Source organism: Corallococcus exiguus (assembly GCF_009909105.1).
GTDB lineage: Bacteria > Myxococcota > Myxococcia > Myxococcales > Myxococcaceae > Corallococcus > Corallococcus exiguus.
This window is the reverse complement of sequence record NZ_JAAAPK010000001.1, coordinates 731029-750624: the sequence shown is the minus strand read 5'-3', so window position 1 is coordinate 750624 and position 19596 is coordinate 731029. Positions and strand designations below refer to the sequence as shown.

At 68.9% G+C, this 19596-nt stretch carries 15 protein-coding genes; 7 read left to right on the top strand and 8 right to left on the bottom strand.

Translation table 11 applies throughout. The features are described from left to right. Positions 1 to 89 precede the first annotated feature (89 nt). The 3 genes from GTZ93_RS03105 to GTZ93_RS03095 form a co-directional block, all read right to left on the bottom strand. Entirely contained in the window at positions 90 to 692 is a 603-nt protein-coding gene (locus GTZ93_RS03105; RefSeq protein WP_233597476.1) for a chalcone isomerase family protein, read from the bottom strand. A gap of 157 nt (positions 693 to 849) precedes the next feature. Next, on the bottom strand, positions 850 to 1569 hold the full coding sequence (locus GTZ93_RS03100) for a hypothetical protein (RefSeq protein WP_139922338.1): 720 nt from the start codon (positions 1567 to 1569) through the stop codon (positions 850 to 852). A 13-nt stretch (positions 1570 to 1582) separates the two neighbouring features. Then, positions 1583 to 2173 carry a hypothetical protein gene (locus tag GTZ93_RS03095; protein WP_139922340.1) on the bottom strand — a complete coding sequence of 197 codons (591 nt, stop codon included), beginning with the start codon at positions 2171 to 2173 and terminating at the stop codon, positions 1583 to 1585. A gap of 130 nt (positions 2174 to 2303) precedes the next feature. Here GTZ93_RS03095 and GTZ93_RS03090 point away from each other — a divergent pair, with 130 nt between their 5' ends. Beyond that, positions 2304 to 4469, top strand: a complete 2166-nt coding sequence (locus GTZ93_RS03090; protein WP_139922341.1) for a molybdopterin oxidoreductase family protein — start codon at positions 2304 to 2306, stop codon at positions 4467 to 4469. A 433-nt stretch (positions 4470 to 4902) separates the two neighbouring features. Here GTZ93_RS03090 and GTZ93_RS03085 read toward each other — a convergent pair whose 3' ends face one another. Continuing rightward, positions 4903 to 5979 (bottom strand): lysylphosphatidylglycerol synthase domain-containing protein, encoded by a 1077-nt coding sequence (locus GTZ93_RS03085; protein WP_180946163.1) that lies wholly within the window; start codon positions 5977 to 5979, stop codon positions 4903 to 4905. 281 nt (positions 5980 to 6260) lie between these two features. Between GTZ93_RS03085 and GTZ93_RS03080 the strand changes: the two genes are divergently transcribed. Beyond that, entirely contained in the window at positions 6261 to 7247 is a 987-nt protein-coding gene (locus GTZ93_RS03080) for a zinc-dependent alcohol dehydrogenase family protein (RefSeq protein WP_139923259.1), read from the top strand. A 33-nt stretch (positions 7248 to 7280) separates the two neighbouring features. Further along, on the top strand, positions 7281 to 8045 hold the full coding sequence (locus tag GTZ93_RS03075; protein ID WP_139923257.1) for a glucose 1-dehydrogenase: 765 nt from the start codon (positions 7281 to 7283) through the stop codon (positions 8043 to 8045). Between the two features lie 34 nt (positions 8046 to 8079). Here the strand turns inward: GTZ93_RS03075 and GTZ93_RS03070 are convergent, their stop codons facing one another. After that, complete coding sequence (locus GTZ93_RS03070) at positions 8080 to 10629, bottom strand: hypothetical protein (protein WP_139923255.1); 2550 nt, start codon at positions 10627 to 10629, stop codon at positions 8080 to 8082. A gap of 207 nt (positions 10630 to 10836) precedes the next feature. On the opposite strand from GTZ93_RS03070, the gene GTZ93_RS03065 reads away from it, so the two are divergent. After that, positions 10837 to 11568, top strand: coding sequence for an SDR family NAD(P)-dependent oxidoreductase (locus tag GTZ93_RS03065; protein WP_120578223.1), 732 nt, complete (start codon positions 10837 to 10839; stop codon positions 11566 to 11568). 235 nt (positions 11569 to 11803) lie between these two features. On the opposite strand, the gene GTZ93_RS03060 is transcribed toward GTZ93_RS03065, so the two are convergent. After that, positions 11804 to 12220, bottom strand: a complete 417-nt coding sequence (locus GTZ93_RS03060) for a VOC family protein (protein WP_139923253.1) — start codon at positions 12218 to 12220, stop codon at positions 11804 to 11806. 105 nt (positions 12221 to 12325) lie between these two features. Next, positions 12326 to 13477 carry a BMP family lipoprotein gene (locus GTZ93_RS03055; protein WP_161662638.1) on the bottom strand — a complete coding sequence of 384 codons (1152 nt, stop codon included), beginning with the start codon at positions 13475 to 13477 and terminating at the stop codon, positions 12326 to 12328. Positions 13478 to 13527: 50 nt separating this feature from the next. On the opposite strand from GTZ93_RS03055, the gene GTZ93_RS03050 reads away from it, so the two are divergent. Next, the gene (locus GTZ93_RS03050) at positions 13528 to 15105 is read left to right on the top strand and encodes a hypothetical protein (protein ID WP_139919933.1); all 1578 of its coding nucleotides are present in this window, start codon (positions 13528 to 13530) and stop codon (positions 15103 to 15105) included. A gap of 3 nt (positions 15106 to 15108) precedes the next feature. Here the strand turns inward: GTZ93_RS03050 and GTZ93_RS03045 are convergent, their stop codons facing one another. After that, complete coding sequence (locus GTZ93_RS03045) at positions 15109 to 16080, bottom strand: hypothetical protein (protein ID WP_139919934.1); 972 nt, start codon at positions 16078 to 16080, stop codon at positions 15109 to 15111. A gap of 78 nt (positions 16081 to 16158) precedes the next feature. Between GTZ93_RS03045 and GTZ93_RS03040 the strand changes: the two genes are divergently transcribed. Together GTZ93_RS03040 and GTZ93_RS03035 are read left to right on the top strand one after the other, a co-directional pair. Further along, entirely contained in the window at positions 16159 to 17835 is a 1677-nt protein-coding gene (locus GTZ93_RS03040) for an amidase (RefSeq protein WP_139919935.1), read from the top strand. A gap of 147 nt (positions 17836 to 17982) precedes the next feature. After that, the gene (locus tag GTZ93_RS03035) at positions 17983 to 19569 is read left to right on the top strand and encodes a HEAT repeat domain-containing protein (protein WP_139919936.1); all 1587 of its coding nucleotides are present in this window, start codon (positions 17983 to 17985) and stop codon (positions 19567 to 19569) included. Positions 19570 to 19596: the final 27 nt, after the last annotated feature.

The window sequence follows — 19596 nt, the reverse complement described above, 5'->3', positions numbered from 1 at the left end:
TGGGTCCGAGATTACCGCTCTCGGGCCCGCAGCCTAGGAGAAACGCGCATCCAATTTGAGGCCAAAGCTTCCCCGCCCGACGAGCGGCCCTACTTGGGGAAGATGGGGTGGGTGTCCAGCCAGGAGCTGAAGAGGGCGTCGGCGAAGGACTTGCCGGGGATGTGGACCCCGCCGGACGCGCCGCCGGAGACGTGGAGGCCGGAGCCGGGCAGGTAGGTCAGGACGAGGTCGTCGCCCTTGCGCACGTCATGGAGGGACGACAGCAGCTTCTCCAGGGACTGGTTGAGGGCGTCCTGGCGCATGGCCGGGTTCTGGCGGAGGCCCTCGCGGAAGCTGCCCACGAGCTGGTCCTTGCTGATGGTGCGCAGGAAGCGGAAGTGCAGTCGTTTCAGGCTGTTGGACGACACAGCCTCCTTGAAGCAGGTGGGCTCCTCCTCCATGTAGAGGCTCCACACGTACACATTGAAGAAGAGCTTCTTCTTCAGCTCCATGTGGGTGAGCGCCAGTGTGCGCCCCTCCACCTGGAGGGAATCCGGCATGTTGACCCCGCCCGCCTGTCCCGCATGGGCGGCAGCGCCCACCAGCAGGAGCATCCCCAGCGCGAGCCCTCGCGCCCCCTTTTTCAACGCCGTCCCCATCATCGCCTTCCCCTTCACCCTCTTCCCAACGCCGGTGATCGCAACGGTGCGCATGCTCTTAAAAACCGCCACCGGTCACGATCATTGGTTTGTGCACCATTGGACGGCAACCGGAGGCCCAAGGCAAGGCTGTTGGGGGCTCAAGTGACTCCCCGGTTGTCCGGCGGACACGACGGATGGCGCAGGGTGTCATGAAACCCGGGAGCTGAGCTTACTCCGGAAGCGGGTTGGGGCGGGCCAGCGATTCGCGGAACTCGTCCACGAGCTTCCAGAACAGCACCCACACGTCGTGTTTGCGTCCGGCCGCCTTCACGATCATGGCGACCGGCCCACAGCACGCGCTCCAGCCTCTCGTCTCCTGGAGGTAGTTCGCGAAGTCCATGACGAAGCCGAAGCCTGCTTCTGGAACACCGTGGGCCCTCAGCGCGGACGAATACCCGTGCAGAAGAAGCTCCAGGCCCCGCAGCTGCTCGACCCGCTGGGAGTCATCGAACCCCACGAACATTCCAGGGCGCTTTCGAAAGCCTTCCATGAAATCGAAGACATCTGGAGCGGGTGCGAAAGCCGTCTCGGGCGCGGCACGAATCACCTCCGCGCCGCGAGCCAGAACCCAACCGCCAAAACCCACGGAGGGAGCCACCTCATACAAGGTGTACCTGTCCGTCAGCACCATCCGCGTCCAGAACTCATCCAGTCCCAGGTCACGGCAGCGTTCAGCGGTTGCGACATTGCTCGCCTTCCATTCATGGATGTCGAGCAGCACGTTCTGCCGTTCGAAGCGAGAGAGCGACCACTGACAGGCGCTGGAGAAGTCCACCCGGACCTTCTCACAGGTGTGCAGGGCCAGCTCCAGCTGAAGGAGTTCTCTTACCGGATCCATCCGTACGCCCGTGACGCTGGCGTCGTGGAGCGGCACGTTCAAGAAGGACATGGGCTGCCCCATGCTACTCCGCCGTGGCGGCGAGTCGCTGTTCGGCGTCCACCGCACGGAAGGTCACCTGAAACCCAATGCTTTTGCGTGCGCGAGACATCAGCCGGTAGAGGTGCCCCGCCTCATCCAGTTTCTCCAGGCTCATGTAGTCGCCGTACGTGATGAACTGGGCAATGCGCCAGATCTCCGAGACGAACTCAGGACCCGCGGGGCCTGTGACCACGTGGTTCCCGCCGTCCTCTCTCGTCCGCTTCCAACCGGGTTTGAGGAGGAAGTCGAGCTCGATGGAGACGCCTTGCAGGGAGCTCTCTTCCCAGGTGCGCGCCATCGTCGCGGCACGGGCGACGACGTAGCCGCCCATCCCCACGGACGGCTCGAACTCGTACAGGGCGAGTTCACCCGCGAGGACCTTCTGCGTCCAGACGGCATCCAATGCCCACTCCGCGCAACACTCAGCGGCTCCGTCCATCCCCGCTCGCCATTCGCGGATGTCGAAGAGCACGTTCTGAGTCCAGAGCCTCTCCAGGGACCATTCCTCCGCACCGTGGAAATCAAACCAGACGGTTTCGCGGGTGTGCAGGACCAGCTCCAGTTGCAGGAACATCTTCTCCCGATCCATCCGCACGCCCGAGACCTCGGCGTCGTGGACCGGCACGTTCAGGAAAGCCATCGTGGGGAACAGTCTGTCACCCAACGGCCCCACGCGGGGAAGAGCCGGCGTAGGCTCTCCGTCCATGAGCGCTTCCGTCCATTTCCGCACCTGCAATCTCTGTGAAGCCATGTGCGGCGTGCGCATCGAAGTGGCGGACGGGCGCATCACGTCCATCAAGGGGGACACGGAGGACCCGTTCAGCCGGGGCCACATCTGTCCCAAGGCCGTGGCGCTCCGCGACCTGCACGAGGACCCGGACCGGCTCCGCCATCCCATGAAGCGCACCGCTTCCGGTTGGGAGCGCGTGTCCTGGGAGGACGCCTTCCGCGACATCACGCAGCGGCTCCATGCCATCCAGAAGGAACATGGACCGAACGCCGTGGGCGCGTACCTGGGCAACCCCAACGTGCACAACCTGGGCGCGATGATGTTCGGGCCCGGGCTGCTTCGCGCGCTGCGCTCGCGCAACCGGTTCTCCGCCACCTCCGTGGATCAGCTTCCTCATCAGCTCGCGGCCCATCTCATGTTCGGCCACCAGTTGCTGGTGCCCATCCCGGACATCGACCGCACCCGGTACATGCTCGTGCTGGGCGCGAACCCGCTCGCATCCAATGGCAGCCTGATGACGACGCCGGACGTGCGCGCCCGGCTGCGTGCCATCCAGGAGCGAGGCGGCAAGGTCGTCGTCATCGACCCTCGCCGCACGGAGACGGCGGTCATCGCGGACCAGCACGTCTTCGTAAGGCCCGGCACCGACGCGCTCGCCCTCTTCTCCCTGCTGCATGTCGTGCTGGAGGGGAATGCGCACCGCATGGGACGGCTCGCGGAGTTCGTGGACGGATTGGACACCGTGCTGCCGCTCGTCCGCGACTTCCCGCCGGAGCGTACGGCGCCTCACACGGGCATCGCACCGGAGGTGCTTCGCGGCATCGCCCGGGACTTCCTCGCCGCGGACGGGGCTGTCTGCTACGGGCGTGTCGGTGTGTCCACGCAGCCGTTCGGCTCGCTCTGCCAATGGCTCATCAACGTCCTCAACATCGTCACCGGCAATCTGGACCGCGAGGGCGGCGCGCTCTTCACCCTTCCTGCCTTCGACCTCATTGGCGGGCCTCGCGCGTTCGGTGTCAGCCCTGGCAGCCATGGGCGCTGGAAGAGCCGGGTGCGTGGCCTGCCGGAGTCCTCCGGAGAGCTTCCCGTCGCGGCGCTCGCGGAGGAGATCCTCACCCCGGGCGAGGGCCGCATCCGCGCGCTCATCACCCTTGCCGGAAACCCCGTGCTGTCCACGCCCAATGGCACGCAGTTGGACACTGCGTTGGGACAGCTCGACTTCATGGTGAGCGTGGATCCGTATCTCAACGAGACCACTCGCCACGCGCACTACATCCTGCCGCCCGCGTCCCTGCTGGAGCGAGGACACTACGACCTCGTCTTCCACGTGCTCGCCGTGCGCAACACCGCGAAGTATTCGCCGCCGGTGTTCCCAGCGGGTCCGGACTCGCGTCAGGACTGGGAGATCGCCCTGGAGCTCCAGCACCGGCTGGAGACCCTGCGCAAGGGACGGAGTGTTCGCGCACTGCTCCAGTACCAGGCCCTCAAGCGCATGGGGCCGGAGCGCATCCTCGACCTGGGCCTGCGCATGGGGCCCTATGGCTCGCGCTTCCATCCGCTCAAGAAGCACGGCCTGTCGCTCGCGAAGCTTCGTGCCGCGCCTCATGGCATCGACCTGGGCCCGATGAAGCCCAGCCTGCCCGGCAGGCTCCGCAACCGCGCCAAGCGCATCCAGTTGGCACCGGAGTTGCTCGTCGCGGACGTGGCCCGGCTTCGCGCCGCGTTCCCGGACGACGTGGCACCTCGCGAGGGCGAGCTGCTGCTCATCGGCAGGCGGCACCTGCGCGACAACAACTCGTGGATGCACAACGTGCCGGGGCTCGTGAAGGGCCGTCCCCGCTGCACGCTCATGGTCCATCCGGACGACGCCTCACGCATAGGGCTCGCGGATGGCGCCAACGCCACCATCCGCTCACGCGTGGGAGAGGTCACCGTGCCCGTCGCCGTCACCGCCGATGTGATGCCCGGCGTCGTCAGCCTGCCGCATGGCTACGGACACCAGCGCCCAGGCATCCGCCAGCAGGTCGCCAGCGCGCACGCGGGCGCCAGCATCAACGACCTCACGGATGACCAGGCGCTGGACGCCGTCAGCGGCAACGCCGCGTTCAGCGGGACACCGGTCCAGGTCCGACCAGCCTGAATCCCCGAACATCCGGGGTGTACACCGCCGGTCTGACGCGGTTCCTCGAAACCTGTCCGACTGTCGGACAGGTTCACCGCCCGGATGGGGCGGAGGCTCTCCGGCCACGGTTCCCCAAAACCTGTCCGACTGTCGGACAGGTTTCCGCAGCGTGGCTGGGACGGAGCCCCCGGCCACGGTTCTCCAGAACCTGTCCGACTGTCGGACAGGTTTTCGCCGCTCGGGTGGACCAGGGGCCCTGGCCGCGGCTCTTCAAAAGCTGTCCGACTGTCCGACAGGTTTCCGTTGCTCGGGTGAAGCGGCGGCTCCGGGCTTCGGTCCTTCAAAACCTGTCCGACTGTCGGACAGGTTTTTACGGTGCGACTCCGCCAGCGAGGCCCCACTGGGCTCTCGCCTTCTCATCCGTGAAGACGGAACCTGGAGCTGCCAGGGCCTAGCGGTACACGGGCGCGGACAGCACGGGCGGCACCACCGGCGCGGCGGCCGCCACCTTCGCCTTCGCGCGCCACACCAGCGGCGTGAGCGCTCCCACCAGCACGAACACCGCCTGCACCGTGTGCGCGAGCAGCGCGATGGACATCGCCTTCGCCGCCGTCGTCCCCATCGCTCCCGCCGCCAGCGAGAACATCCCGTCCGTCACGCCCACCTGCCCCGGCACCAGCGAGCCCATCGCCAGCGCCACCAGGTAGAGCCCCTGCGTGAACAGCGCCTGCACCACCGACGCGTCGATGCCCACCGCGTGCGCCAGCACCGCGTACTGCATCACCTGCAATACGCGGCTGCCCAGGAAGGCCAGCATCGGCCGCCACGGACACAGCCCTCCGGCGCACACCGATGCCTGGAACGCCTCCGCGTGCTCGCCCCACTTCCCGCACCGCCTGCGCATCCACGCGCCCAGCCGCTTCGCCCGCAGCCCCGCGCGCACGCCCAGCGACGCGAGCAGCAACACGACGCCATGCACCAGCATCGCCACCGTGAACGTGCTCCAGCCCGTCATCAGATATGCCGCCAGCGCGCACGGGAAGGAGATGAGCCCTCCGGCTCCCAGCGACGCCGACTGCGACGTGGCCGCCGCCGCCGTCGCGGCCGCGCCTCCCGTGTACGGCGTCAGCAGCGTGGCCTTCGTCGCCTCCGCCGCCGTTCGGCCCGCGGGCGCCATGCTCGACACCGCGGTTCCAATCAGCTGCGCTCGTACCAACACCGACAACGGCACCTGCCGTGCACGCGCGCCATAGGACAGTCGCGTCGCCGTGGCGTCGCACGCCTGCCGTCCCATTTCGATGAACACCACCCAGGGGAGCAGCGGCAGCGCATCCAGGAGCGTGGTCTTCAGCTCGCCCGCGCCGGCCTTGTGCACCAGGGTCCCCAGCATGCCCAGGCCGCCCATCGCGAACACCGGCTTGAGTACCGTCAGCAGCCTGCGTCTCCAGACGCACGGTGAGGCGGAAAGCCCCTCCCTTGCGACGGCCCCCGGCCCGGCCAGGGCCCCTTCGCGGTGCACGTTGCTCACACTCGCCCTCCTCGCCCGTCCCCACCCGCCCCACCGAGGGGTCCATTTCAGAACCTGTGCAGCCCTCAGCGTCGTGGCGAGGCCCGATCGTCGCCGACCGTCAGCCTCCTTCCTCTCGCGTTTGGGGGTGGACAGAGCGCCGCGCCCCCGGGACGGGAATGCAGGCGGAGCGGATCCATCCACCAGCGGATGCACACCGCGCGTGGCACCACAGCGCACGCTCGGCAGCAGGGCGGAAGGCGGTTAGGGTGGCGCCGCCTTCACAGCGCGGGAGCAATGCCATGAAAGCAGTGCGCTTCTCGGCCTTCGGGCCGCCTTCCGACGTCGTCCAGCTGGCCGAGGAGTCCCCCGCGCCGCTGAAGCCCGGCGAGGCGCGGCTGGCCGTGCTCGCCACGCCCATCAACCCGTCCGACCTGCTCACCCTGTCCGGCGAATACGGCGTGCTGCCCAAGCTGCCCGCCACGCCCGGCAACGAGGGCGTGGGCCGCGTGGTGGAGGTGTCCGGCTCCGACACCGTGGCCGTGGGCGACCTCGTGTTCCTCCCGCTGGGCGCGGGCACCTGGCGCACCCACCTCACCGCGCCCGCCGCGCAGCTGTTGCCCGTGCCGCCGGGACTGGACCTGCTCCAGGCGAGCATGCTGCTCATCAACCCGCCCACCGCCTACCTGATGCTGCGTCAGTTCGTGACGCTCCAGCCTGGCGAGTGGGTGGTGCAGAACGCCGCCAACTCCGCGGTGGGCCGCTACCTCATCACCCTGGCGCAGGTGATGGGCCTGAAGACCGTCAACGTCGTGCGCCGCCAGGAGCTGGCCGACGAGCTCAAGGCCCAGGGCGCGGACGTGGTGCTGCTGGACACGGACGAACTGCCCCAGCAGGTGCGCGCGGCCACCGGCGGCGCGAAGGTGCGACTGGGCATCGACGCGGTGGGTGGCGAGTCCGCTCGCCGCGTGGGCGACTGTCTCTCCACCGGCGGCACGCTGGTGAACTACGGCGCCATGAGCGGCAAGGGCCCCATGCTGTCCGCGGCGGCCAGCATCTTCAAGGACGTCACCCTGCGCGGCTTCTGGCTGACGCGCTGGCTGCGCGATGCCCCTCGCGAGGAGCAGAACGCCACGCTCGCGCGGCTGGCGGAGCTGATGGCCGTGGGCACGCTCCAGGCGCCCGTGGACGGCACCTATCCGCTGGAGCGCATCCAGGACGCGGTGAAGCGCGCGCTGGAGCCGGGCCGCAACGGGAAGATTCTCCTCACCCCCAACCCCACGGCGTGAAGCACCCGCCGTTCACATGAAGGAACGACGACCATGAAGCGAGTCGAAGGCAAGGTGGTCCTGGTGACTGGCGGCGCGGGGGGCCTGGGCGCCGCGTCCGCACGGATGCTCGCGCGCGAGGGCGCGAAGGTGGTGGTCACCGACCGGCGCGAGGGCGAGGCCCGCGCGGTGGCGGAGGAGTTGGGCGACGCCGGCCTGTTCCTCCCGCTGGACGTCACCCGCGAGGACCAGTGGGTGAGCGCGCTGGCGCGCACGGTGGAGAAGTTCGGACGGCTGGACGTGCTCGTGAACAACGCCGGCATGGGCATCGTGAAGGACGTGGAGGAGATGTCCCTGGACGAGTGGAGGTTCGTGCACTCGGTCAACCTGGACGGCGTGTTCCTTGGCTGCAAGCACGGCATCCGCGTGATGAAGGAGTGCGGGGCCAAGGGCTCCATCATCAACATCTCCTCCATCGCGGGGCTCGTGGGCGTGCCGCAGTTCCCCGCGTACTGCTCCAGCAAGGCCGCCGTGCGCATGCTGTCCAAGTCCATTGCGCTGCACTGTGCCTACAAGGGCTACGGCATCCGCTGCAATTCCATCCACCCCGGCTACGTGGAGACCGCCATGGTGGAGGCGCTGGCCCAGGCCGGTGGACAGGCGGAGAAGACGCGCGCGCGCATGCTCAAGGGCATCCCCATGGGCCACTTCGGTGAGCCGGACGACGTGGCCAACGCCGTCGTCTACCTGGCGTCGGACGAGTCCAAGCTGATGACCGGCGCGGAGATGGTCCTCGACGGCGGCGCTACCGCGCAGTAGCGCGGCAGGCCCCCACTCCAGGCGCCCGGGGACATCACTCCCAGGGCGCCCCGAGCAGCTCCCCGAAGCGCATGCCCAGCTCCATGCGGCCCACCATCACCTGTCCCCAGGCGGTGGCCTGCGCGGCCCAGGTGGCGGGCGTGAGCCCCAGGGTCTCGAAGAGCTTCATCACGTCCCCACCCTGCTGCATCGCCTTGATCATCCGCGCGTAGTCCACAATCGTGGGGAAGGCGGACTCCGGGAAGAGCACCTCGCGGTCCACGTCCTTCAGCGGCACGCGGGGCTGGAGCGTCACCAGCAGGCGCTGCGCATTCACGCGGGAGAGCGTCTCCTGCTGTTCGCGCTCCACCGCCTGCCGGGCCCGGAGCGCTTCGGCCTCGCGGCGCTGGGCCTCCAATTGGCGCTCCTGGTCGCGGCGGCGGGACTCGGCCACCTGTCGATCGATGGCGCGCTGCCGCTCGCGCTCCTCGTCTTCACGCCTGCGCTCGCGGCGCTCGCGCATCATCCGCAGCGCGCTGTGCGTGTCGTCCAGGAAGTCGCGGTGGATGTTGGACTCCTCCTGCGGAGACGGCGTGGCGAGCACGCGCTGTTCGAAGGCAGGGAGCCACGACTCGAAGTGCTCCAGCTCCGCGTCCAGGACATCGAGGACGTGAACGTCGCGGGACTCCAGCCCGTTGCGCAGCGCCATGGCGCCCTTCGATACGGAGAGGGACGCCGTGCGCGGGCGCGTGCCCACCAACTCCTCCGCCGCGTCCCAGAGGGCGCGCAGCCTCTTGGGGAGCGCGTCCACCGGGACTCGGTCCAGCAGCTGCTCCGTCTGGCGGTAGAGCCCTTCCGGATCCACGCGCCACCAGGTCTGGAAGCGCACGAGCGCGTCCGGCTCCACGTCGCACTGGTACTCCCACAGACGGTCTCGCCAGGCAGCGAAGGCGGTGAGCAGGGGAGCGCGCTCGGCGGGATGGGACTGGAAGCGCCTCCACACGGCTTCGACGAACAGCTCGCTTCCGGTGAGGGAGCTCCAGGAACGCACCACTCGGGTCAGCGGCGCCACCAGGAGGTGCTGGCCCGGCCCTTCCCAGACGGCCATCAGCAGCCGGCCGAAGTGACCGGGGTCGGGGTGCTTCTCCGTGCTCGGGCGCTCCGGAATGAGGCTCAGGTTCCGGGCCCTGGAGGGGAACATGAGCAACGCCTCCAACAGGGCCTCGCCGCTGTTCGGGTCGCGGGCCCAGTCGTTCAGCCGCCGCTGTTCGTCCACGCCCGAATGGTGGAGGAAGCGCGCGAACGAGGAGTCCTGGAAGCACTCGGTGCGGTCCTTCTTCGCGCCCCGGTCGATGGCGTGAACGGTCTCCTCCAGGAAGGCCCACATCGCCTCGGACTCTTCTTCCTCGGGGGGCTCGGGGTCGTCGCGGGGAGGCGTGGCGGCCCAGCTGAAGAAGTCGAGCGCGGTCTCCGCGGGCAGGTCGCTCAGCACCGAGCGCGCCCAGCGGGCCCAGCGCCGCTGGTCTTCCAGCCCCCATTCGCGGAAGGGGCGCCGCTTCGCGAAGGAGAGCAGTTCGTCCGCGAGCGACCCGACCGTGCGCAGCGACACGGTGAGCAGCGCTTCCAGGGCGCCCTCTGGTGGAGGGGTGGGAAGTTCGCGGAGGACCTCCTTGGCGAAGGCCGCGTCCCCATCCCGCTGCAGGCGCGTGAGCAGCCGGCGTGAGCCCCACTGGCTCAAGGTGCGCCGCGCGAAGGCGGCGAGGTCCGCATCGGAAGAGTCCAGCGCCTGGGCCACCTCCACCTCGTCGTGGAGACACAGCGCGCACTCGAAGCGGACGTCGGGGTCCATGCCATACAGGCCCCGACGGAGCGCGGTGGAGACATTGTCCGGCGGCGCTTCGTGCGACGCGCGCACCCAGGCGACCGCGGCGCGTGAGGACAGCTCCGGCACGTCGAGCACGCCCAGGGCGAGGGTGCGGATCCGCTCGCGCTCCTCCTGGTTCAAACGGGGGAAGAGGCCGCTGCGCCAGCGCGTCATCGCGAGCATGGCCTCCACCGCCACGCGGCCCTCGCCGTGCAGCAGCTGGTTGCGCACGGAGAAGCGCGCCTCCTGCGACCAGGTGCCCTGATGCACCCAGGCGAGCGACGCCAGCAGGCGCAGGGTCGGATCCGGGGACTTGCTCGCCAGCCACTCCACCGAGTCCGGCATGGGACTGAAGGGCGCGAGCATCTCCTCCAGGGATGCCTCCTCGATGGGCAGAATCACCGCCCACGCGTCCTCCAGCTCCCGCACGAAGCCGCGCTGGATGAGGAGGGGCTCGATGCGCCGGGCGTCCTCGGACAGGCGCTGCACCGCGCCCCACTGCCGTGCGTAGCGCGCCTCCAGCACCGCCACCTGGGCGGGCTCCAGCGCGGCGGTGCGGGCCGCCAGGGAGAAGCGGTCCACGCCAGACTTCACCAAAGCCCGCGCGGAGCCATAGCGCTCCGGCGGGATGGCACCACAGAGGCAATGCGGGCACGCGGCATCAGCAGGGATGAAGCGGATGCACCCGGGGCAGCGAACCTCCGCGCCCTGGCGCACGCCGCTGTCGAGCAGGGCGGACATCCCGTGTGTCTACCCCGGTCCGGGGGTGTCGCGCACGGCCCAGGCTTCACCCAGGTGCCCTGCCCCGCCAGGCCATGGCGACCGGGCAGTCCTCTCAGCAAGACTCGCCGTCAGGCCTGTGGGCCCGGGTGCTCCACCGAGGATGAAGCAGGGGCAACTGCCAGCCGCTCCCAGGCCGTCCGTATGTCATTCCAGGGAGGCACACACATGGGCGCATTGGACGGGAAGATCGCGGTCGTCACGGGCGGAAGCACGGGCATTGGCTTCGCCATCGCGGAGCGCTTCGCCAGCGAGGGCGCGGAGGTGGTCATCGCCGGGCGCCGGCAGCAGCGCCTGGAGGATGCGGCGGCGAAGATTGGCCGGGGCGCCCGGGGCGTCGTCACCGACGTGGGCGACGACGCGCAGGTGAAGCGGCTCATCGACTCCGTGCCTCGCGTGGACCTGCTGGTGACGTGCGCGGGTGGCGCCGTGTTCGGCGCGGTGGACAGCGTGCCCTCGCAGTCGTGGCGGGCCCTCTTCAACGACCGCTTCTTCGGCCAGCTCTCCGCATGCCACTACGCGGTGCCGAAGATGGCCCCGGGCAGCGCCATCATCCTGTGCTCCGGCATCGCGGGTCACACTGCGCTGGTGAACTACTCGGGCGGCGCGGGCCTGTGCGGCGCGGTCAACGCCATGGGCCGCTCGCTGTCCGTGGAGCTGGCGCCCAAGGGCATCCGCGTCAACGTCCTGTCCCCAGGGCTGACGCGCGACACGGATATCGACTGGGGCGTCCCGCCGGAGCAGGTCAGCGCATTCCTGGACGCGCTCGTGAGCAAGGTGCCCCTCAAGAAGCCGGGCACCGTGCACGACATGGCGGACGCGGCGTACTTCCTCGCCACGTGCGCGTACGCCACCGGGCAGGTCATCGACATCGACGGCGGCTGGACCGCCGGGGCGTAGCGCTCCGAAGGCCGAATGCGCCAGTGCCGGAGGAGCGATAAAAAGTCGCTCCGACGAAGCGCGTCGCGCGCTGGAGGCCGTCTATGCACGCGTGGAAGCGCGTGCCGCCGACATCTCCGGTGCCCACGACGGGTGGCCCTGCCGCCGTGGGTGTGATCACTGCTGCCGCCACCTGGCCGCGCCGCTCCCCATCACGCAGCTGGAGCTGAAGCGACGCGAGCCGTGAATCTCCGGCTCAGCGTGCCCGCTTCGCCTCGTCCGGATCCAGCAACACCTGCTGCATATAGGTGGGGACGATCTGCCAGGACAGCCCGAAGCGGTCCTTGAGCCAGCCGCACTGCACCGGCTTGCCACCGCCCGCGATGAGCTTGTCCCACAGCTCATCCAGCTCCGCCTGCGTCTCACAGTCCACGCTCAGCGAGATGGCGTCCGTGAAGGGAACACCGGGTCCGCCGTTGAGCGCGACGAAGCGCTGTCCCGCGAGCTCGAACTCAATGGTCAGCACCTTGCCCTTGGGCTGGGGGCCCGCGTCCGTGGAGTGCGTGACGTTCAGGACCTTCGAGTCCTTGAAGACAGACGTGTAGAGGGCGACAGCCTCCTCCGCGTTGTTGTTGCACCACAGGTTGGTGACGATCTTCTGGGCAATGGCCATGGGGGACTCCTCCTGGCCGGAGGGTGGACGCGGCGTGCGCGCCGGGCAGCAGCACAAGGCTGGACCGCCCCCCTTCCCTCCGGTCGTCCGAGCAGGCGCCTGTGCTCAGGGATTGGCGCCAGCCGTCCCGGCGGGGACCGGCTGTGTGGGCACCTTCAGCTCCCCGGAGATGATGCGGGCCTTGAGCGCCTCCACCGTGCGCAGCGCCTCGTCCTTGCCCGGGAAGTCCAGCCGCACGGGAGCCAGCCCCATGCCGCCCTCCTTCAACCCGAGCGAGACATTCCCACCCTGGAACCGTCCCTGGCGCTGTTCGCGGATGGCCTCGTACACCACCAGGTCCACGTGCTTCACGACGGCGGACAGCACCGCCTCCGGCGCCAGGTGGGACGGGTCGGAGTCCACGCCAATCACAGACACGGTCTTGCCCGCCTCGCGCGCCTCCTTCACGGCCTGGATGGCCCCCAGGCCGTCCACGCCGGCCGCCGCGAAGATGACGTCCGTGTTCTTGAGCAACAGGTCCTGCCCCACCTGCTTGCCCAGGGCGAAGTCCGTGAAGCTGCCGGTGTAGTTCACCAGCACCGTGGCGTTCGGGTTCGTCGCGGCCACGCCGGCGCGGAAGCCGGCCTCGTAGCGCTGCACCAGGGGAATCTTCATCCCGCCCACCATGCCCACCCGGCCCGTCTTCGTGACGAGCCCGGCCAGGGCGCCCGCGAGGAAGCAACCCTCCTCCTCGCGGAACACCACCGTGCGCACGTTGGGCAGCGTGATGACCCGGCCCTGCGCGTCCAGCAACGGGCTGTCCACCAACAGGAAGGGCAGTGAGGGATTGCGCCGGGCCACCGTCTCCACGGCGTTCTCCAGCATGAAGCCCACGCCCATCGCCAGCGACACGCGCTGCTCCGCGAGCAGTTGGAGGTTCGGCTCGTAGTCCTCCGCCACGCGGCTCTGGAGGACCACCGGCGTGATGCCCAGCGGAATCATCTCCCACCCGCGCGCGGCGACGTCCGGCGCCAGCGAGGCCTTCCGCTCGGACGCGGTGGTGTCCTGATATCCAGCCTTCTCGTATTTCACTCCGCCGGCCCACTGCTCCAGTCCCCGCAGGGCGGAGTCATTGAAGGCGTGGTCGCCCCGGCCTCCCAGCCCCAGCACCAGGCCGATGGCGGGCTTGGAAGGCGCGGCCGGCGCCTCCTTCTTGCAGCCAGTAGCGACCGCCAGCAGACACACGACGAGGGGGAGGATTCGGCGGCGCGGGCTCATGACGCCGCGTAATATATCATGCGGCTTCTGGCGCTCCCCCAGGGTGGACGATGCTCTACTACTTCAAGTGTCAGAAGTGCCTGAACACCAGCGGCATCTTCCTGGAGAGTGAGTTGCCGGGCGACATGCCGACGTGCAACCACTGCACGAAGGAAGGCGGCAGCAGCAAGGTCGACAAGCTGTCGACGATGGCCTTCTTCTTCGGCTGCGCTGACTGCAAGGGCCGGTGGATGTACTCCGCGCCCAGCACCTACTCGGATGAGAAGGCGAACCGTCCGGACTGCCCGACGTGCGGACACAACCACTCCATCTTCTTCGTCCCGCTGACGACGGACGCCAACAAGGCCCAGAAGCGCAAGAAGGCCGGATTGCTCAACCCGGCGCGGCACGACGTCAGCGGCTCGCTCGACATCGCTCCGGACGCGGCGGTGCTGAACCTCAAGCGGCGGCGGCTGGACGACGGCTTCCAGGACGAGGTCCCCACCTTCAGCGTGAAGCCCGTGGAGGACGATGACGCCAAGGCGCGCATCGACACCGAGCGGGCCTACCAGAAGGTGAAGAGGCGGCGGCAGGACTACGACACGAAGTTCGGGGCACTGTCGAATGCACAGAACCCGAAGACGACGACCACGCACCCGGGCCGGGTGGTGTCACTCAACCAATACAAGACCCTGCTGACCCACCGGGAGACGGTCAACAGCACCAGCTATCCCCGTCTGAGCCAGTCCGCCCCCACGGTGGTGAACGCCGCGAAGATCGTCGGCCGCGACGCCGTCTGGGATTACCGCGAGCTGGGCCCCAACTCCTTCATGCGGCGGCTGTGCACGCTGCTCTACACCATCGACTTCGGCGGAGACTCGATGAACCCCGTCGAGCTCCAGGCCATGTGGGCGCACGGCTCGCTCTTCATCTCCTCCAACAACTACTCCTATGGGCTGGAGCTGGAGAACTCCCTGGGCACGCACGGGACGCTCAAGGCGCTGATTGGGCAGATCAAGATTGGCAAGACGGGCGCGGGGTCCATCAACTCCTCCAAGCGCAACCTGAAGAAGTCCCACACGGATCGACTGCCAGATTACAAGGCGGCCTTCGTCTCGAACACCGAGGCGGCCTATTCGGAGTACTTCCAATATCAATGGAAGTACATCTTCAAGCAGCTCCGGGCGTCGTTGAACTGCGCGAACCACGAACTCCTCACCATCACGAAGAACGGCGACGACTACACGGCCTGGACGGCGCCCGCGGTGGCTCCGGGCCGCGTCTACCTGGTCGTGCCGGAGCAGGGCCGCGGGACCTTCACGAAGAAGGACATCCACGCGGAGCAGATGTTCTATCCCATCCTCATGAACCTGGACGCGGCGGGACTGTTGAGCGAGTCATCCCCCGCGTTCATCGGTGGCGTGAAGACGCCCTGCCGGACCTGCTACGAGGTGCTCCAGGCGGCCTCCGGCGCGCTGGGCACCAAGCTCGTGCTGCCGACGGATGCCTCCGGACACTACTGGGAGGCGTCCGGCATGCACGTCCCGGGCACCGTCTTCCCGCCAGCCCATCAGACGATGGTGTTTGGCAAGCCGGGGTCGGACAAGATCTTCGACACGGAAGTGCCTCCGTCCCCCACGGGCCACTGACGCTCAGGCGTCATCGCCATACATGCCAATGGGGATCTTCGCCTTCACAGCCTCGATGACGGCCGCGGGGCACTTCGCCTCGGCCGCCGTCATGAGCGCCTTGGGCGATGCATGGAGGGTGACGGCGCCCAGGGAGTACTCGACGAGCGGCACCGCCATCTTGCAGGTGGTCTTCAGGTAGAAGCGCAGGTCCAGCGCCCCCCGGATGGCCTCCACGGCGTCCTGGAGGGCGACCTCCGCCGTGCGCGCGTTGTCCGCCTGCTGATACGCGGTGATCTGCTGCTGGCTCAGCAGCTCCGCGTAGACTCCCAGGACGTGCTCGGGGAGGTAGTGCACCTGGGCCTCGCCGTAGGGGATGGAGGCCGCGTTCAGGTAGGGCGCCTTGATGACGCCGCTCGGGAACGAAGTGCCGTCGTCCAGGACGATGTTCCGCTCCACACCGCGCTGCTTTCCAGTGGAGCTGACGTCGGGCCGGGTGCCATTCACCCGCTCCCGCATCTCCACGAGCTTCGCGCTGACCAGATCCCAGGTCCCCAGGGTCTTTCCATTGGCCTGCGGCGCCGCGGTGCGGGGGAACGCGCCGGGGTACTGGGTTTCGAGGACGTTCTTGGTGGGCAGCCCCAGGTCCCCCTTTCCCCAGCCAGCGAGCTCCGCCTGGTTGCTGATGACCACCCCCGGGCATTTGAAGGAGTCGTACTCCTGGATGGGCAGCCCCTGCAGCACGGTGAACGCCGCGTGCCAGTAGTTCTTGTCCAGCGAGGGCTCCACCGCGTCGATGCCCAGGTGGTAGTATTTGTACCTCGGGTGGATGTTGTATTTGATTTCATCCTCCACCCGCCGCGTCTTGCGGATGCAGAGCACCCGGGCGAACTCGGTGCGGATCCGCTCGGAGAGGGTGGCGACGCTCGCCTGACTCTCCGTCTTGGACAAGTGGTTGAAGCGCTTCGGGCGGGTGCCTCTGGCAATCTTGGGCATGACTTGAATCTACGAGCTGTTTCAGGCGCAGGGAACGACCTGATGCGTGGACGTGCATGGGGTGTAGGCTCGGGGGTCATGACCTACCGACGCGCTCCGGTGAAGGCTCCGCGACTCTCCGGCATGGCCCTCAAGGCCATGGTCAACACGCTGGAGCGGGGCGGCGTGGGCCCGGCACTGATGGAGAAGCTGATGCGGGACAGCGGCATCGAGCAGTGGCGCGAGCTGTCCGCCGGCGATGCTCCGCCCATCCAGTACCCGCTGCCCCCGGGTGCGCCGCCTTCCGAATCACAGACACCGGTGGAGCAGGCCGCGCGCGCCGCCGCCGCGTCGCCCGTGACGCCGAGGCAGGAGACGGTCGCGGCGTTCGCTCGCGCCTACCGGGACGGGAGCACGGATCCGGTGGCGGTGACGCGCAAGGTCCACGAGGCGATTGAACGGCTGGACGGCGGCGCGGACCGCCTGGGGCTCTTCATCGCTCGCAAGCCGGAGGAGGTGCTGCGGGCCGCGGAGGCGTCCGCGGAGCGGCTGCGCGCCGGAATGCCCTTGAGCGTGCTCGACGGTGTGCCCGTCGTCATCAAGGACGAGCTGGACCTGGCGGGCTTCCCCACGACGCTGGGCACCACGTTCCGCACCGAGCCGGCCCAAGCCGATTCCACCGTGGCCGCCCGGCTGAAGGCCGCGGGCGCGGTCATCCTGGGCAAGGCCAACATGCAGGAGATTGGCATCAACCCCATCGGGTTGAACCCGCACCACGGCGCCGCGCGCAACCCGTGGAGTCGGGGCCATATCACCGGAGGCAGCTCCAGCGGCTCTGGGGCCGTGGTGGCGGCGGGCCTGTGCCCGGTGAGCATTGGCGCGGACGGCGGCGGCTCCATCCGCATCCCCGCCGCGCTGTGCGGCATCGTCGGGCTCAAGGCCACCTGGGGCCGCATCCCGGAGACGGGCGTGCCACCGCTGTGCTGGAACGTGGCGCACGTGGGCCCCCTGGGCCTCACCGTCGACGACGTCGCGGCGGCGTATGCGATTGTGGCCGGACCGGATGGACACGACGTCGTCGCCCGGCAGCAACCTCCGCATCACCTGTCTGGCTATGAAGACGGCGCGTTGAAGGGCGTCCGGCTGGGAATCTGCACGCCTTATCTTGAAGACGCGGACGCGGACGTGGTCGCTCGCTGCCGCGAGGCCGTGCGCGCCCTCACCGACGCGGGCGCCACGGTGGTGGAGCTGCCCGCGCCGGACCTGAACACGATTCTCTGGACGCACAGCTGCATCATCCTGAGTGAGATGGCGGAGGCGATGCTGCCGCAGGTGAAGGCTCGCGCGTCGGTGTTCGGGCTCGACTCGCGCACCAACCTGGCGCTGGGGCGTCACTTCCGGGCCACGGACCTCATCCACGCGCTGCGGCACCGGCACCGGCTGACCCGCGAGCTGCTGGCGCTCATGGCGAACGTGGACGTCATCGTCACGCCCACGACGGCGAGCACCGCGCCCGCCATCCCCGAGGCGACGCTCCCCGCCGGAGAGTCGAACCTGCCGGTGGTGGACGCACTGATGCGCTTCATCCGCCTGGCGAACCTCACCGGCTGCCCTGCCCTCTCCGTGCCCGCGGGCTTCGACCGCGCGGGCCTGCCCGTGGGCGTGCACCTCATGGGGCGCCCCTACGAAGAGCACCTGCTGCTGCGTCTGGGCCGCGTGGTGGAGCGCGCGACGGAGCGCCGCACGCCGGGCATCCACGTCAGCGTCCTGCCCTGACACGGGGCGCTGGCTTGCGAGGCGATTCCAGGCTGGCTTAGCCTTGTCGTGAAGCCTGCACCCTCGCAGCCGGCCTCGCCCACCGGTCCCAATCCGGCGTCCACCTTGGCTTCCCTGCCAGTGCTGACATGGTCTTCGCGCGAGAACATGCGCATGCAGGTTCACGAACACCTGCAATCCCTCTCACCAGGGGAAGACCCCGTCCGGGAGAAGCTGCTGGACCTGCTCGGCCTGTTCGGTGGGCAGGAGCAACTTCCCTTCCTGGAGGCGCTGCTCCTCGACCGGACGGCAGGCTACCCCATCCGGGTCAGCGCCCTGAGGGCTGGCCTGCGGCTGGGACTCGACATGTCGGGCCCCGAACTCGTCAGGCTCCTGGAGGCCTCCATCGCGGAGGCATGCGGCGAAATCACCCACGACCCCTACGCCCCCGCGCTCGACGACCTCCTGCTCCTGATTCGCACGGACCAGGCCCTCGCCGATGCCAGGCGTTCCCTGCTTCGCATTCCACTGCGTTCCCTGGCGAACGCGCTCGCCCATGAGCGATGGCGCCCTCCTGGCCTGTTTCCGGCGCTGAAAAACTGGATGCACGCGCGCTGGGCCAGACAGCTCGCGCGACTCTCGCCGGAGGAGGTGGAGGCGGACCTTCGACTGCACTTGCGTGTGGCGGTCGCCACTTCGCCCCATCCCGAGTCCCAGGCGTTCGTGTCGCGCCAACTGCGAACACCGACGGCGGAAGCGCGGGAGCTCCTCTTCAGGATGCTCACGCCGGAAGCCATCGCATGGTGGACGGCGCCGCACCCCCAGGCCTTTCGACATGCCGCGGAGACGCTGCGGTTGCCATTGCCACTGCTGCTCTCCCACTTCGGTCCGGAGAGACTGCTCCGGCGGTTGGAGGACGTCGTGCGCGCCCAGCCACCGCCCCATTTACTCTCACACGCCGCCGCGGTGCTCGGCGCATGGACGGACGCGCACCCGCTGCTGCCACGCTGGCTGGACGACCCGGAGCTGACGGAGGCATTCCGCCGGACCTTGCTGGAACAGTTCCTGGGGCACGCGCGACCGGGCGACGTTCACTGGGGACGAGAGGCCATGACCCGCCCGGAGAACGCACCGCTGTTCCGCGTCCTGCTGCACCACCGGGTCCTGGCGCCAGCGCCTGGCGACCGGGAGGTGTTCCTGGAGGCCCTGCATGGCTCCGACGCGGTGGCGCAATGCTTCGCCATCGAGGGGCTGCTGGCCTTGAGGGAATCCGGCGATGGCTGGAGGGATCGGCTCATGTCCCTGCGTCAGGCCCGCCATCCCGCGCTGAGGATTCGCGCGGAGGCAGGGCTCGCTCGCGAAGGCCAGCCCGGCGCCTTGTTCGAGCTGCGGTGGACCGCGCGTGACGACGAGCCCTCGCTCCGCGCGGAGGCGGTGCGCTGGCTGGGGGAAGTGGCTGTCGAGGAGGGCCATCCCGTCATCGTGGACGCGCTCGAAGACCGGGGACAGGTGCGGAACCGAGAGGTCCCCCTGGGCTCGGACGAAGCCGTCTGGGCGCTCTCGCGGCGGGGAAAGCGGGAGGACCTCACCCTCCTGCTCCTGGCGTTCGTGGGTGGCAGCTACTCCTATGTGCTGGAGCGGCACCTCGCGTTCCATCTCGCGCGGCAGGAGGGGGCCTCTCCCGAACCGCCGCGTCCCCCCGCCTGCCGCCAATACGCGCTCGACCTCCTGGAGGCTGGCGCTCTCCACGGTTAGCGGTGGATCCGCTCCCAGGGCACAACT